Genomic DNA, 13,483 nt, shown 5'->3' with positions numbered 1-13,483 from the left:
GTCCGCTACCCCACCTGGTCGTGCCCGGAGACGAGGCCGAACTCGGTCTCGAAGCGAGCCAGGAGCTGCGCCAGCAGCGAGTTCAGGGCGGCGAGGTCCACGCCGTCGAACAGCTCCCGCTCGTAGCGGGTGCGGGCGGCCGTCGCGGCACGCCAGCGGGCGTGACCCTTCCGGGTGAGCCGCACCGGGCGGCTGCGGCCGTCGGCGGCGGCGACCTGCTCGACCAGCCCGGCGCGCATCAGCCGGTCGAGCCGCACGCTGACCGTGCCCGAAGTCAGGTTCAACGCCGCGGCCAGCTGTTTCGGGGTGCACACCGGGCTGGTCCGGCGCAGGACCGACAGCGCCTCCCAGTCGCCAACCGTCATGCCGTGCTCGGCCGCCGCCCGGTCCAGCACTCGCGCGAACTGCCGCGACAGCCGGCCGATCCGCTGCCGTGCCCCCTCGACACCCGGGTCGACGTCGCCGGGCATCTGCGCGATCCACCCGCTCAGCTCCGCGGTCACCGAATCCACTCGACACCCCTTGATGCTCAAGATAGTTTGACTTGCATGTCAAACTATCAGGTCTGGATGATCACGGGGGCGAGCAGCGGGTTCGGGCGGGTGCTCGCCGAAGCGGTGCTCGACCGGGGTGACCGGGTGGTGGCGACCGCGCGGGACGCCGGCGCCGTGGCCGGGCTGGGTTCACCGGTGCGGCTGGACGTCACCGACCGGGCGTCGATCGACGCGGCGGTGGACACCGCGGTGGCCGAGTTCGGCCGGATCGACGTCCTGGTGAACAACGCCGGGCACGGGCTGGTCGGCGCGCTGGAGGAACTGTCGGAAGAGCAGTTCCGCGCCGTGCTGGAGACGAACGTCTTCGGCGCGGCGGCGGTGACGCGGGCGGTGCTGCCGCACATGCGGGCACGGCGCTCCGGACACATCGTGCAGCTCTCGTCGGTGGGCGGGGTGGTCGGCAACCCCGGCCACACGGCGTACGCGACCTCGAAGTTCGCGCTGGAAGGGATGTCCGAGGCGCTCGCTGGTGAGGTCGCGCCACTGGGCATCCGGGTCACGATCGTGGAACCCGGCCCGTTCCGCACGGACTTCGCGGGCCGCTCGATGCGCTACGCCGACCCGATCGACGACTACGCCGGGACACCGGCCGGTGCGCTGCGAGCGCGGTTCGCCGAGCAGGACGGCAAGCAGCCGAACGACCCGGCGCGCGCCGCGGAGGCGATCATCCGGGCGGTGCGGGACGTGGATTCGCCGCTGCGGCTGCCGCTGGGACCGGAGGCGGTCACCCGCATCCGCGAAAAGCTCACCGCTCAGCTCGCTGACCTCGACCGCTGGGAGGCGATCTCCCTCGACACCCGGTTCGCGTGACCGGCGTGCCCGATGTGGCGTCCGCGCGACGCCACATCGGGGGGCAGGTCAGCGGTTCTTGCGCCGCTTGGTGTCGTCGTCCACCTCGACGCGCTCCTTGCGCACCTCGCCGGAGACGGTCTGCTCGTCGCGGACGGTTTCCTTGTCCAGCCGCACCTTTTCGACCGGCACGGTCTCCTTCTCCACCTTCGGCCGCTCCTCGTGCAGGGTGATCTCCTGCTCCTCGTCGGCGATCCGCGCGCCGGTGCGGTCGCCTTCGGTGATCGGCTCGCGCTCCACCCGCACCTCTTCGTGCGTCACCGGCACCTTGACGTGCTGCTCCTCGGTGACGGTGTACTTGCGCAGCCGCACCCGGCCGGTCTCGACGCGCTCCGTACCGACGTTGAGCCGCTCCTCCGAGCGGGTCATCGACTCGCCGCCGCGGGTCGTCTGCTGCTGCGGCTGCTGCGGCTTGGTGCGTTCACCCCGGCCGCGGTTCTCCTGGCTGCCGCGCGGCGCCGGCATGTCGTAGAACCGGTACAGCTCGGCGCTCTCCTGCTCGGACAGGTGCCGGTCGCCTTCCGTCTGCGGCGCCTCGGAGACCTTTTCCTTGGTGACCTGCACGTGCAGCCCGTCGCGGTGCATCGTCGCGCCCTGGAGGGGCACGAAACTCTCCTTGTGCCCGAACATCCCGGTGCGGACGGTGACCCACTCCGGCTGCTGCGTGTCGTCGGCGACGTAGACCGTGCCGACCTTCCCGATCTTGCGGCCGTGGGAGTCCACCACCGCGTTCTCCATGAGCTCTTCCGGACGCATGGTGCCAGTCATGGCTCGCTCCTTCCGCGTTTTTTAGAGCCGCCATGGGTGTAGACGGTCTTACGGGGGCGCGAAACTGACACCATCGGGCGTCACTCACGTGAGGGGCCGCGAAGTTGTCCAACGTGGACGGCCGGCCCGGTTCAGGCGGTGGTGCCGTCCGGGTTGATGACCTCGAAGCGGGTGTAGGGCACCAGCGCCTCCGGGATCCGGATCGACCCGTCGGCCTGCTGGTTGTTCTCCAGCACGGCCACCAGGGTGCGGCCGATCGGCAGGCCGGATGCGTTCAGCGTGGCGATCTGCGCACGCTTGCCGTCCTTGCCCTTGCCGCGGATCCCGGCCCGGCGCGCCTGGAAGGTGCCGGTGTCCGACGCGCTGGAGATCTCCCGGTAGGTGCCCTGGCTCGGCAGCCACACCTCGACGTCGAACGTGATCTGCGCGGAGAAACCGGTGTCGCCCGCCGCGAGCTTGATGACCCGGTACGGCAGCCCGAGCCGCTGCAGCGGCGCCTCGGCGTGCGACAGGATCTCGTCCAGCGCCGCGCGCGAACGTTCCTCCTCGACGAACTGCACCAGCTCGACCTTGGAGAACTCGTGCTGCCGGATCAGGCCCCGGGTGTCCTTGCCGTACGAGCCGGCCTCGGAGCGGAAGCACGGGGTGTGCGCGGTGTACCGCAGCGGCAGCTCCTCCAGCGGCAGGATCTCCCCGGCGTGCAGGTTGACCAGCGGTACCTCGGCGGTCGGGATGAGGAACAGTTCCCGGTCGGCCACGCCGGTGCGGAACAGGTCCTCCTCGAACTTCGGCAGCTGACCGGTGCCGGTCATGGTCTGCCGGGTGACCAGCGCGGGCAGGCTGAACTCGGTGTAGCCGTGCTCGCCGGTGTGGATGTCGAGGAAGAACTGCGCCAGCGCGCGTTGCAGGCGCGATCCGGCGCCCTTGAACACCGCGAACCGCGGACCGGACAGCTTGGTCGCCCGCGTGAGGTCGAGGATGCCGGCACGCTCGCCGAGGTCGACGTGGTCCAGCGGCTCGAAGCCGAACTCCGGCGGGGTGCCGACGCGGCGGACCTCCTCGGCGAACTCCTCGGTCGCGCCGTCCGGGATCTCGTCGAGCGGGAGGTTCGGGATACCGAGCAGGAACTCGTGCAGCTCGGCCTCGACCTCGCGCTGCTCCTCCTCGAGCCGGGTGATCCGGTTCTTCAGCTCGCGGGCGCGCTCACGCAGCTCGGTGACATCCGCACCGCGCTTCGCGGCGGCGCCGACCTCGGCCGCGGCCTTCTTCGACTCCGCGCGCGCCTGGTCGCCCTCGCTGATCACGGAGGACCGCCTGCTCACCAGTTTGCTCAGGTGGTCGGTGTCGAGCACATACCCGCGGCGGCGCAGCTTGGCGGCCGCGTCCACCTCGGGGTCGAGCAGCTGGCGGGGGTCGTGCATCGGTACTCCAGGTGCGAGCCGGTAGGGATGCGCTCCAGCGTAACGAGCCCGACCAGCGACTTTCGCCCTACCCGGTCGGCGGCCTCTCCGCGCCCGCGGGCGCCAGGCTAGGTTCGGCGTGCGACAACCGAGCACGCCGCGCGTCACCGCGCGGGTGGAACCGCACGGGAGGCTTTCAGTGAGGTGGTGGATCCCCGTCGCGGTGGCCACGGCCGCGCTGGTCAGCGCGTGCACCGCCACGGTCGGCGGAACCCCGCAGCCGGCCCCCGGCCGGGTGACGGTGACGCCGGCGGCCTCGACCGATCCGTGCACGCTGCTCACCATCGACGAGGCCGCCTCGCTGGGCCTGGGCGCGGGCACCCCGATCCCGGCCAACCCGAAGCAGCGGGTGCCGGCGGGCTGCGACTGGCGGCCGCTCGATCCGGACGCCAGTCTGGACGACTCGCTGCAGGCGTACTACGGCACCGGCCAGACGATGGAGGAGTACTTCGCCACGCAGCCGGCCGGGGAGGAGCACCTGGGCGGCATCACGTGGCAGCGCTACTCCTCGGTGATGGGTGACTGGCTGTGCAACCTGGCCGTCAAGCTCGGCGAGCAGGAGTTCGTCGTGGTCACCGGCCAGAACCTGCTGGACGAGAGCAAGTCGTGCGTGGTGGCCGAACGCGCCGCGCCCGTCGTGGCCGGGCACCTGCCGCAACGCTGACCCCGTCCCGTCAGGCGCGTCGTGTCGGCCGCTCGTGGCGGTTGGCTGGCTGCTGGGGGTGGGGGCGGCGGGTCAATCGACCTGGTCGGCCACGTACTTCGCGATCTCCAGGGCGCACGTGGCGCCGGGGGAGGGGGCGTTGAGGACGTGCACCTGGTGCGGCGCGGTTTCGATGAGGAAGTCGTCGACCAGCGAACCGTCCGGGCGCAGCGCCTGGGCGCGCACCCCGGAGCCGTGCCGCACGATGTCGTCCGGGCCGACCGCGGGCACCAGCCGCGCCAGGCCGGCCGCGAACCGGCGCTTCGACAGCGACCGCCGAACCTCGTCCAGCCCGGTCGGGTAGGCCCACTTCCGCGCCAGCCGCCACGAGCCGGGGAACCGGGCGACGTCGAGGAGGTCCGCCGGTGACACGTCCCGCCAGCGGTAGCCCTCCCGCCGCAGCGCCAGCACCGCGTTCGGCCCGGCGTGCACGCTGCCGTCGAGCATGCGGGTCAGGTGCACGCCGAGGAACGGCAGCGCCGGGTCGGGCACCGGGTAGATGAGACCGCGCACCAGGTGCCGCCGCTCGGGCCGCAGCTCGTAGTACTCGCCGCGGAACGGCACGATCCGCGCGCTCGGCCGCAGCCCGGCGAGTTCCGCGACCCGGTCGGCCTGGAGGCCGGCGCAGTTGACCAGCGCGTCGGCGCGCAACACCGCGTCACCGGTCGCGACCTCCACACCGCCCGTCGGGCCCGGCCGGATGCCCAGCGCGGCGGTGCCCAGCCGCAGGTCGGCGCCGTGCTCGGTGAGCAGGCGGACCAGCGCCGTGCACACCCGGGGGAAGTCGATGATCCCGGTGGATTCGACCCGCAGCGCCCGCACGCACGCTACCTCGGGCTCGTAGTCGCGGGCCTCGGCGGCGCTGACCAGCTTCGCCGGCACGCCGTTGGCCTCGGCCCGCTCGGCCAGCACCCCGAGCGCGGGCAGTTCGGCCTCGCTGGTGGCGACCACCAGCTTGCCGCACACCTCGACCGGCACCCCGTGCTCGCGGGCGAACTCCACAATGGACCGGTTGCCCGCCACGGACATCCGCGCCTTGGCCGAGCCGGGCTTGTAGTACAGGCCGGCGTGCACGACGTTGGAGTTGTGGCCGGTCTGGTGCGCGGCCCAGCGGTCCTCCTTCTCCAGCACGGTCACCGCCGACCCGCGCCGGGTCAGCTCCCACGCGGTCGCGAGGCCGATGATTCCGCCGCCGATGACGACAACCCGGTTCACCACGCGGACAGCGTATACACCGGTAACCCGGGTCGTCGCCCGTTCGGGTCACGGGGCTCCTGCTTAGACTGCGGCGCGACCTGAAGGAGTTTCATGCCCGAACCCGTCCCGCTCGGCCGTCCGACCGTCGGCGAGGAAGAGCTCGCCGCCGTGGCCGAGGTGTTCGCGTCGGGCTGGCTCGCGGGTGCCGGCCCGGCCTGCCGCCGGTTCGAGCAGCGCTTCGCCGCCGCCACCGGCACCGCGCACGCCCTCGCGACCAGCAGCTGCGGTGCCGCCCTGTTCCTCGGGCTGCGGGTGCTCGGGGTGCGGCCGGGCGACGAGGTGATCGTCGGGGACTACACCTTCCCCGCCACCGGGCACGCGGTGCGGCAGGCCGGGGCGACGCCGGTGTTCGCCGACGTCCGTCCCGACTCGTTCGCGGCCGACCCCGCGTCCGTCGAAGCGCTGGTCACGCCCCGCACCGTCGGGATACTGGCGGTCGACGTGGCCGGGCAGCCCGGCGACTTCGACGCCTACCGCGCGATCGCCGACCGGCACGGCCTGTGGCTGTTCGAGGACGCCGCCTGCTCGGCCGGGGCGACCTACCGCGGCCGCCCGGCGGGCAGCCTCGCCGATCTGGCCGCGTTCTCCTTCCACGGCCGCAAGGGCATCACCGCGGGCGAGGGCGGGGCGCTCGTCTCGGACCGCGCCGACCTGATCGAGCACGCCCGCAAGCTGCACACCTACGGCATCGCGCCGGCCCTGTCGCGCGAGGGTGAGCTCACGATCCCGGAGTTCGACGAGCTGGGCTGGAACTTCCGGCTCTCCGACGTGCAGGCCGCGATCCTGCGCGTCCAGCTGGACCGGCTGCCGCGGCTGCTCGCGGCCCGCCGCGCGGTCGCCAAGCGGTACTCCGACGCGTTCGCCGGCCTGCCCGGCGTGTCGGTCCCGGCGGAGCTGCCCGACCGCGAGCACCCGTGGCAGGCGTACCTGCTGCTGCTCGGGTCGGGCCGCGACGAGGCCATCGCGAAGCTGCGGGCGCGCGGGATCCAGTGCACGTTCGGCACCTACGCCTCGCATCTCCAGCCGGTGTACGGGCCGCAGGAGCCGCGGCCGGTGTCGGCGGAGCTGTTCCGGCGGCACCTGGCCCTGCCCATGCACGCCGACCTGACCGACGAGCAGGTCGAGCGCGTCGTCGAATCCGTCCGAGAAGTCGTAGGAGAGCTGTAGTGCGAGTTCTGCTCACCGGCGGTGCCGGGTTCATCGCCGGGCACACCATCCCGCTGCTCACCGAGCGGGGCTACGCGGTGCGGATCCTGGACAACATGACCCGCGGTGACCGCGACCGGGTCGCCGGGTTCGTCGCGGGCGGTGACGTCGAGCTGGTCGAGGCGGACGTCCGCTACGGCGGCGCCGTGCGCGAGGCGATGCGCGGCTGCACGCACGTGATCCACTTCGCCACGGTGTCGATCAACAAGTCGATCGCCGACCCGCACGAGTCGATCGACATCAACATGACCGGCAACCACAACGTGTTCGCCGCCGCCGCGGACGAGGGCGTGCGGCGGCTGGTCTTCGCGTCGTCGGCATCGGTGTACGGCGAGCCGGACAGGCTGCCGATGCACGAGGACGACCGGCTGGACCCGCTCACGCCGTACTGCATCAGCAAGCGCGCGGGCGAGGATCTGCTGCGGTTCTACCAGCGGCAGAAGGGGCTGTCCTGGATCGCGTTGCGGTTCTTCAACGTGTACGGGCCGGGCCAGCGGATCGAGGCGTACTACACGTCGGTCATCAACCACTTCATCCAGCGCCTGCGGGCGGGCAAACCGCCGGTGATCGACGGCCGCGGCGAGCAGTCGATGGATTTCGTGCACGTGGCCGACCTCGCGCGCGCCGTGGTGCTGGCGTGCGAGTCGGCGACGGCGAACCTGCCGATCAACATCGGCACCGGCGTGGACACCTCGATCGCGACCCTGGCGAAGATCCTCATCGACGCGGTCGGGGTGGACGTGGAGCCCGAGTTCAACCCGCGGGACGTGCTGGTTTCGCGCCGTGCCGCGGACATCACGCGGGCCCGCGAGGTGCTCGGCTGGGTGCCGGAGATCCCCGTGGAGCAGGGCATGCGTGACCTCGTGGCGAGCTACCGGTGAGGGCGCCCGCGGCCGGGCCGGGCGCACAGCGGCCGATGCGGATCGCCGTCGTCAACAACTTCTTCCCGCCCCGGGTGGGCGGCAGCGCGCACATGGCCGCGTCGCTGGCCCAGCGGTACGCGGCCGAGGGCCACGAGGTCCTCGCGATCACCGCGGCCTACGGCGACGCGCCGGAGACCGAGGAGCGCGACGGTTATCGCGTGGTGCGGCTGCCGGCGGTGCAGATGCCGCAGACCGGCCTGTCGATCGACTTCGACCTCAGCTTCGTCGCCCCGCGCCGGGACAGCCGCCGCCGGTTGCGCCGGCTGCTGGACGAGTTCCGCCCGGACGCGCTGCACCTGCACGGCCAGTTCTTCGACCTCACCTGGCTCGCCGGCCGGTACGCGCGCAAGCATGGCCTGCCGTCGCTGCTGACCATCCACACGCTGCTGGTCAGCGAGCGGCGCCGCTACGACCGGCTGTTCCGGTTGCTGGACGCGGTCCTGGTGCGGCCGGTCCTGAACTCGATCGCGCCGCGGTTCGTCATCCTGGACAAGCTCGGGCTGGACTACTGCGCGCAACGGTACGGCGTCACCGATGCGGAGTTCTTCCCGATCGCGGTCGACACCGACCACCTGGATTCCGCCCCGCGCAGGGATGTCCGGGCCGAGCACGGGATCGACGGGCCGCTGATCGTCTCGCTGGGGCACGTCATCCCGCTGCGCAACCGGCTGCCGCTGGTCGAGGCGATGCCGGCGATCCGCGAGCGGCACCCGGACGTCAAGGTGCTGGTGGTCGGCCGGGTCTACCACGACGCGTTCCGCAAGCGCGCCAGGGAACTCGGCGTCGAGGACGCGTTCCTGGTCACCGGCGCGGTGCCCAAGGACGACGTGCCCTCCTACCTGGCGGCGGCCGACATCGTGGCGCACGACCTCAACGGCGGCTGCGGCACGGCGTCGCTGGAGGCGATGGCGGCCGGAACAGCGACCATCGCGTCCGTCGGCGAGGACAACTACCCGGGGCTCGAACTGCGCAACGGCTGGAACGTCCTGCTCGTCGAACCGGATGACGCCGCGGCTGTCGCGGCGCACGTGATCGAGCTGCTGAACGAGCCGGGTAAGCGCCGGGCGCTGGCTGCCCGGCAGCAGGCGTTGGTGCGCAACAACTTCGCGCTCGACGTGGTGGCGGGCGAGCACCTGCGTGTGCTGGCGAAGATGGTGGGCCGCTGATGTTCTTCGACGACGAGCGCAGCAACCGGTTGCGTCCGCAGATCCTGACCGAGCTCGTCGGGCAGTACCTCAACGACGCCGAGCGCGCCCGGCTGTTCGGCCTGCCCGGGACCACCCGGATCCGGGAGCGGGCGAAGATCATCAGCCCGGAGCGGCTGGAGATCGGCGAGCACTGCTGGATCGGTGAGGGCGCGGCGCTGGACGCCAGCGGCGGCCTGAGCATCGGTGAGCACACCAGCATCGGGGTCGGCGCGCTGGTGTTCACCCATTCCAGCTGGCTGGCGAACATGATGCTGGACAACCGCCCGGGCAGCGACCTGATCGAGCGCAAACCGGTGCGGATCGGTAAGGGCTGCTTCATCGGCAGCCTGGTGGTGGTCATGCCGGGCGTGACGATCGGCGATTTCGTCACGGTGCAGCCGATGTCGGTGGTCGCCAAGGACGTGCCGGACCGGTGCCTGGTGGCAGGCAACCCGGCGCGCGTGTTCCAGCGCTACGACGAGGAGTTCATCCGGGCCGAGGCGGCACGGGTGCGGGCGCAGAACGCCGGTGACCAGGGCGTCTGATGTGGACGGTCACGGCCGGTCCCGCCGGTGGCTGCCGGGCGTGGTGCCGTAGGCGCGGCGGAACACGTCGATGAAGGCGCTGGCCGACGACCAGCCGCAGCGGTGCGCCACCGACGTCACGCCGACGCCGTCGGCCAGGAGCCGCAGTGCGTGGTACAGCCGCAGTTGCGTGCGCCACCGGGTGAAGGACATGCCGAGGTCGTGCGTGAAGAGGCGGCTCAGGGTGCGTTCGCTCGCGCCGACGGCGGCGCCCAGCTCGGCCAGGGTGCGCGGGTCGGCGCAGTCGCGGTGCAGCAGGTCGCACACCGCGCGCAGGCGGGGGTCGGCCGGCGTGGGTAGCCCGGCGGGTTCCTGGGGTGCGGCCCGCAGCTGGTCGAACAGCACCGCGAGCAGCCGCCGCCGTTCGGGCGAGCCGTCGTCGGGGGTACGCGTGCCGGCCAGGACCAGTTCCCGCAGCAGCGGGCTGACGGCGAGCACGGCAGGCCGGTCGAGGCCGAGCGGGTTCGCCTCCGCGGGCAGGCCGAGCAGGTGCAGGTCGGTGCGGCCGTGGGCGAGGTGGGCGTGCACGCACCCGGCGGGGATCCAGATCGCGCGGGTGCCGGGCGCGAACCACGTCCCGGTGCCGGTGGTGACGGCGAGGACACCCGAGCCGGCGTAGACGATCTGGTGGTCGTCGTGGCGGTGCGCGTCGATGCGTTCGCCCGGGGCCAGGACCTGGGTCCGGGTGGGGGCCTGCGACATGTGGCGGATTCGCGTCATCACTTGGCAGATTATCGGAAGCGCGCCAGAGCTCGCCGCGGCGACCATGAACCGGTGCGAACCCGGCCGATCACCCTCCTGTCCCTGGCCCACGCGTGCGTGGACGTCTACCAGGGCGCCGTGGCCTCGCTGGTGCCGTTCCTCGTCGCCGAGCGGGCCTACACCTACGCCGCCGTCTCCGGCGTCGTCCTGGCCGCGTCGCTGCTGTCGTCGGTCGTGCAGCCGTTGTTCGGCGCGCTCGCGGACCGGCGGCCGGTGCCGTGGCTGCTCCCGGTCAGCGTCGTGGTCGGCGGGCTCGGCGTCGCGTGCGCCGGGATCGGGCGCTCCTACCCGCTCACCCTGGTGGCCGTCGCCGTGTCCGGCATCGGCGTCGCCGCCTACCACCCGGAAGCCGCCCGCGCGGCCCGGCTGGTGAGCGGCGGGAGCCACACCGCCATGGGCTGGTTCTCCCTCGGCGGCAACGTCGGGTTCGCCACCGCGCCCCTGCTCGTGGCGGTCGTCGTCGGCACCGGCGGGCTCGCGCGGTCACCCCTGCTGGTCCTGCCCGCCCTCGCCGGGGCCGTCTTGTGCGCGATGGCGTTGCGGCGTGCGCGGGTCACCGGCGGTGCCACGGCCCGGGAAGCAGCCGGCCGCGACGACTGGGCCTCGTTCGCGAAGCTGTCCGGTGCGATCGTGTGCCGCTCGATCGTCTTCGTCGGGTTGAGCGCGTTCATCGGCCTGTACGCGCGGCAGCGGACGGGCGGCGGCGAGCTGTCCGGCACGATCGCGTTGTTCGTGCTCTACGTCGGCGGCGCGGCCGGTACCGTCGCGGGCGGGTGGCTGGCGTCGCGGTTCGGCCGCATCGCCGTGGTGCGGTGGTCCTACGCGCTGACCGTCGCCTCGGTCGCCGGGGTCGTCTTCGTGCCAGGGCCGCTGCTGTACCTGTTCGTCGCGGGCACCTCGGCCGGCCTGTACGTGCCCTTCTCGCTGCACGTCACGCTCGGCCAGGACTACCTGCCGCGGCGGATGGGCACGGCGAGCGGCATCACCCTGGGTCTCACCGTCAGCATCGGCGGGCTGGCCGCCCCGGTCCTCGGCGGGCTCGCGGACGCCACCTCACTGCACACCGCGCTCCTCCCGCTGATCGCGCTGCCCGCGATCGGCTGGCTGCTGTTGTCCACTCTGGACGAGCCCGGCTGATCGCGCGGCCTGGTCGAGCACGGTCGCGACCACGCGGTGCGCGGGCAGGATCGAAGCCCGTTCCGCATCCGGGTCGGCCCGTCCGTCGAGCAGCGCGAGGAAGTGGTCGAGCTGTGCGGCCAGCGGTTCCGCGGCCGACACCAGCTCGGGGATCTCGATCACGGCCTGCTGCCGGTAGCCCAGCCCGTCCGGGGTGACCGCGTCGTGCGACACGTGCCGGTAGAGCGTGACGTCGCGGCGGATCAGGTCCAGCTCGATGAGGCGGTCGAGCTCGGAGATCACCAGCGAGCGCACCTTCCGCTGCCCGACCCGGGACGCGGACACGGTCGCGAGCCCGGACGGGAACGACAGCACCGCCTCCACCGCGTCCTCCGCGCCGTCCGCGGAATCCGGGTGGAAGTACCCGGCACCGGAGGTGATGCGGTGCGGGGTGGTGCCGAAGAACTGGATGGCGATGTCGACGTCGTGCACCAGCAGGTCCCACGCCACGCCGGTGCGGATGCGCGGCGCGTACGGCCCGTGGCGGCGGGCCATCAGGTGCACCGGCCGCGCGGCGAGCGCCCGCGCGGTCAGCACCGCTGGGTTGAACCGCTCGACGAAGCCGCACATCAGCGGCACGTCCCGGGTGGCGGACAGCGCGACGACCTCTTCGGCCGCGGCGAGGCTGTTCGCCACCGGTTTCTCCACCAGCAGCGGTTTGCCCTGGCCGAGGATCTCCAGCGCGAGCGCGTGGTGCGTCTCGGTAGCCGACGCCAGCACCACCGCGTCCACATCGGACAGCTCGCCGAGCCCGGGAGTCCAGGACGTGCCGTACCGCCGCGCGCACGCGCGCCCAGCCGCGGCTCGCGGTTCAACCACGCGCACCAGGTCCACCCGGTCGTGGCGGGACAGCACGCGCGCGTGCAGCGCACCCATGGTGCCGGCGCCGACCAGCGCGATCCGGTACCTCAAGCGCCGAGCGCCTCTCGGACCTCGCGCACCACCGTGTCCACATCGGACTCGGACAGTGCGGGGTGCACGGGCAGGGACAGGACCTCGTCGGCGACCCGCGCGGCGACCGGGAAGCCGGCGGGCGAGACCTCCGGGATCTGCGGGTGCCCGCGGAAGCAGTCGTGGTCGAAGACGAGCTTCGGGTAGTACACGCCGGTCCCGATGCCGCGCTCGGTCAGCTCGGTGATCAGCTCGTCGCGCGCGAGCATGGCGTGCGGTCCGATCAGCACGCTGTACTGGTGCCACACGTGCTCACGCCCGGGCAGCACCGCCGGCAGGGCCAGGCCCGGCGTCCCGGCCAGGCCGACGGACAGCTGACGCGCGTTGCGCCGCCGCGCGGTGACCAGTTCGTCCAGTTTGGCCAGTTGCGGGATGCCGACGGCGGCGTGCAGCTCGGACATCCGGTAGTTGTGCCCGGGCAGCTCGTAGGCGTAGCGGGACCGCATGCCCTGGTTGCGCAGCAGCCGCAACCGGTCGGCGAGATCGTCGTCGTCGGTGGTGATGACGCCGCCCTCGCCGGTGGTGACGTTCTTGGTGGCGTACAACGAGAAGCAGCCCACACCGAACGAGCCGGCCGGCCGCCCGGCGAAGGTCGCGCCCACCGCCTGCGCCGCGTCCTCGACCAGGTGCAGCCCGTGCTCCTCGGCGAGCGGCACCAGCTTGCCCAGGTTCGCGGTCTGGCCGTAGAGGTGGACCGGCAGGATCGCGCGGGTGCGCGGGGTGATCGCGGCCGCCACGGCGTCCGGGTCGATCGCGAAGTCCTCGCGCGTGATGTCGGCGAAGCGGACGGTCGCGCCGGTCTCCAGGATCGCGTTCAGCGTCGCGACGAACGTGAACGGCGTCGTGATCACCTCGTCACCGGGGCCCAGCCCCAGCGCCTGCAGCGTCGCGACCAGCGCGGTGGTGCCGCTGTTCACGGCGACCGCGTGGGCGGTGCCGGCGGCGCGCGCGAAGCCGTCCTCGAAGCGGGCGACCATCGGGCCCTGCGCGAGCGTCCCCGATCGCAGCACCTCGACCACGAGGGGTTCGGCGTCGCGTACGTCGACCGCGGTGATGGGGATCATGCGGGGCGGCTGTCCTTTACTGTGTGCGACTCAGGCGTC

Annotated in this window: 14 protein-coding genes; 7 read left to right on the top strand and 7 right to left on the bottom strand. The window is 72.5% G+C overall.

Annotated features, from left to right (window positions below; genetic code table 11):
• Positions 1 to 5: 5 nt before the first annotated feature.
• Complete coding sequence (locus FHX45_RS15005; RefSeq protein ID WP_341771466.1) at positions 6 to 512, bottom strand: MarR family winged helix-turn-helix transcriptional regulator; 507 nt, start codon at positions 510 to 512, stop codon at positions 6 to 8.
• Between the two features lie 36 nt (positions 513 to 548).
• Here FHX45_RS15005 and FHX45_RS15000 point away from each other — a divergent pair, with 36 nt between their 5' ends.
• The gene (locus FHX45_RS15000) at positions 549 to 1,364 is read left to right on the top strand and encodes an oxidoreductase (RefSeq protein ID WP_167101587.1); all 816 of its coding nucleotides are present in this window, start codon (positions 549 to 551) and stop codon (positions 1,362 to 1,364) included.
• Positions 1,365 to 1,412: 48 nt separating this feature from the next.
• On the opposite strand, the gene FHX45_RS14995 is transcribed toward FHX45_RS15000, so the two are convergent.
• A complete protein-coding gene (locus FHX45_RS14995; RefSeq protein ID WP_167101585.1) occupies positions 1,413 to 2,171 on the bottom strand; it encodes a DUF2382 domain-containing protein in 759 nt (252 codons plus the stop codon).
• Positions 2,172 to 2,302: 131 nt separating this feature from the next.
• The gene (gene serS / locus FHX45_RS14990) at positions 2,303 to 3,592 is read right to left on the bottom strand and encodes a serine--tRNA ligase (protein WP_167101583.1); all 1,290 of its coding nucleotides are present in this window, start codon (positions 3,590 to 3,592) and stop codon (positions 2,303 to 2,305) included.
• Between the two features lie 178 nt (positions 3,593 to 3,770).
• Here serS and FHX45_RS14985 point away from each other — a divergent pair, with 178 nt between their 5' ends.
• A complete protein-coding gene (locus FHX45_RS14985) occupies positions 3,771 to 4,295 on the top strand; it encodes a DUF3558 family protein (protein WP_167101581.1) in 525 nt (174 codons plus the stop codon).
• 72 nt (positions 4,296 to 4,367) lie between these two features.
• Here FHX45_RS14985 and lhgO read toward each other — a convergent pair whose 3' ends face one another.
• Complete coding sequence (gene lhgO, locus FHX45_RS14980; protein ID WP_167108980.1) at positions 4,368 to 5,549, bottom strand: L-2-hydroxyglutarate oxidase; 1,182 nt, start codon at positions 5,547 to 5,549, stop codon at positions 4,368 to 4,370.
• Between the two features lie 93 nt (positions 5,550 to 5,642).
• Here lhgO and FHX45_RS14975 point away from each other — a divergent pair, with 93 nt between their 5' ends.
• Genes FHX45_RS14975 through FHX45_RS14960 form a run of 4 tightly spaced genes read left to right on the top strand, consistent with a single transcriptional unit; the run spans position 5,643 to position 9,452 of the window.
• The gene (locus tag FHX45_RS14975) at positions 5,643 to 6,758 is read left to right on the top strand and encodes a DegT/DnrJ/EryC1/StrS family aminotransferase (RefSeq protein WP_167101579.1); all 1,116 of its coding nucleotides are present in this window, start codon (positions 5,643 to 5,645) and stop codon (positions 6,756 to 6,758) included.
• A complete protein-coding gene (locus tag FHX45_RS14970; RefSeq protein ID WP_167101577.1) occupies positions 6,758 to 7,678 on the top strand; it encodes an NAD-dependent epimerase/dehydratase family protein in 921 nt (306 codons plus the stop codon). Before FHX45_RS14975 ends, FHX45_RS14970 begins: the two co-directional genes overlap by 1 nt.
• On the top strand, positions 7,675 to 8,886 hold the full coding sequence (locus tag FHX45_RS14965; protein WP_481725960.1) for a glycosyltransferase family 4 protein: 1,212 nt from the start codon (positions 7,675 to 7,677) through the stop codon (positions 8,884 to 8,886). The genes FHX45_RS14970 and FHX45_RS14965 overlap by 4 nt, the downstream gene beginning before the upstream one ends.
• Positions 8,886 to 9,452, top strand: a complete 567-nt coding sequence (locus tag FHX45_RS14960; protein WP_167101575.1) for an acyltransferase — start codon at positions 8,886 to 8,888, stop codon at positions 9,450 to 9,452. The genes FHX45_RS14965 and FHX45_RS14960 overlap by 1 nt, the downstream gene beginning before the upstream one ends.
• A 9-nt stretch (positions 9,453 to 9,461) precedes the next feature.
• On the opposite strand, the gene FHX45_RS14955 is transcribed toward FHX45_RS14960, so the two are convergent.
• The gene (locus FHX45_RS14955) at positions 9,462 to 10,211 is read right to left on the bottom strand and encodes an AraC family transcriptional regulator (protein ID WP_167101573.1); all 750 of its coding nucleotides are present in this window, start codon (positions 10,209 to 10,211) and stop codon (positions 9,462 to 9,464) included.
• Positions 10,212 to 10,265: 54 nt separating this feature from the next.
• On the opposite strand from FHX45_RS14955, the gene FHX45_RS14950 reads away from it, so the two are divergent.
• A complete protein-coding gene (locus tag FHX45_RS14950; RefSeq protein ID WP_167101571.1) occupies positions 10,266 to 11,390 on the top strand; it encodes an MFS transporter in 1,125 nt (374 codons plus the stop codon).
• On the opposite strand, the gene FHX45_RS14945 is transcribed toward FHX45_RS14950, so the two are convergent.
• Positions 11,307 to 12,341, bottom strand: coding sequence for a Gfo/Idh/MocA family protein (locus FHX45_RS14945; protein ID WP_167101569.1), 1,035 nt, complete (start codon positions 12,339 to 12,341; stop codon positions 11,307 to 11,309). The genes FHX45_RS14950 and FHX45_RS14945 overlap by 84 nt on opposite strands.
• Positions 12,338 to 13,444, bottom strand: a complete 1,107-nt coding sequence (locus FHX45_RS14940; protein ID WP_167101567.1) for a DegT/DnrJ/EryC1/StrS family aminotransferase — start codon at positions 13,442 to 13,444, stop codon at positions 12,338 to 12,340. Before FHX45_RS14940 ends, FHX45_RS14945 begins: the two co-directional genes overlap by 4 nt.
• Positions 13,445 to 13,483 lie beyond the last annotated feature (39 nt).

The sequence above is a fragment of the Amycolatopsis granulosa genome, assembly GCF_011758745.1.
Taxonomy (GTDB): domain Bacteria; phylum Actinomycetota; class Actinomycetes; order Mycobacteriales; family Pseudonocardiaceae; genus Amycolatopsis_E; species Amycolatopsis_E granulosa.
Note: the sequence above shows the minus strand (reverse complement) of the source record. Positions and strands in the feature narration are given on the sequence as shown.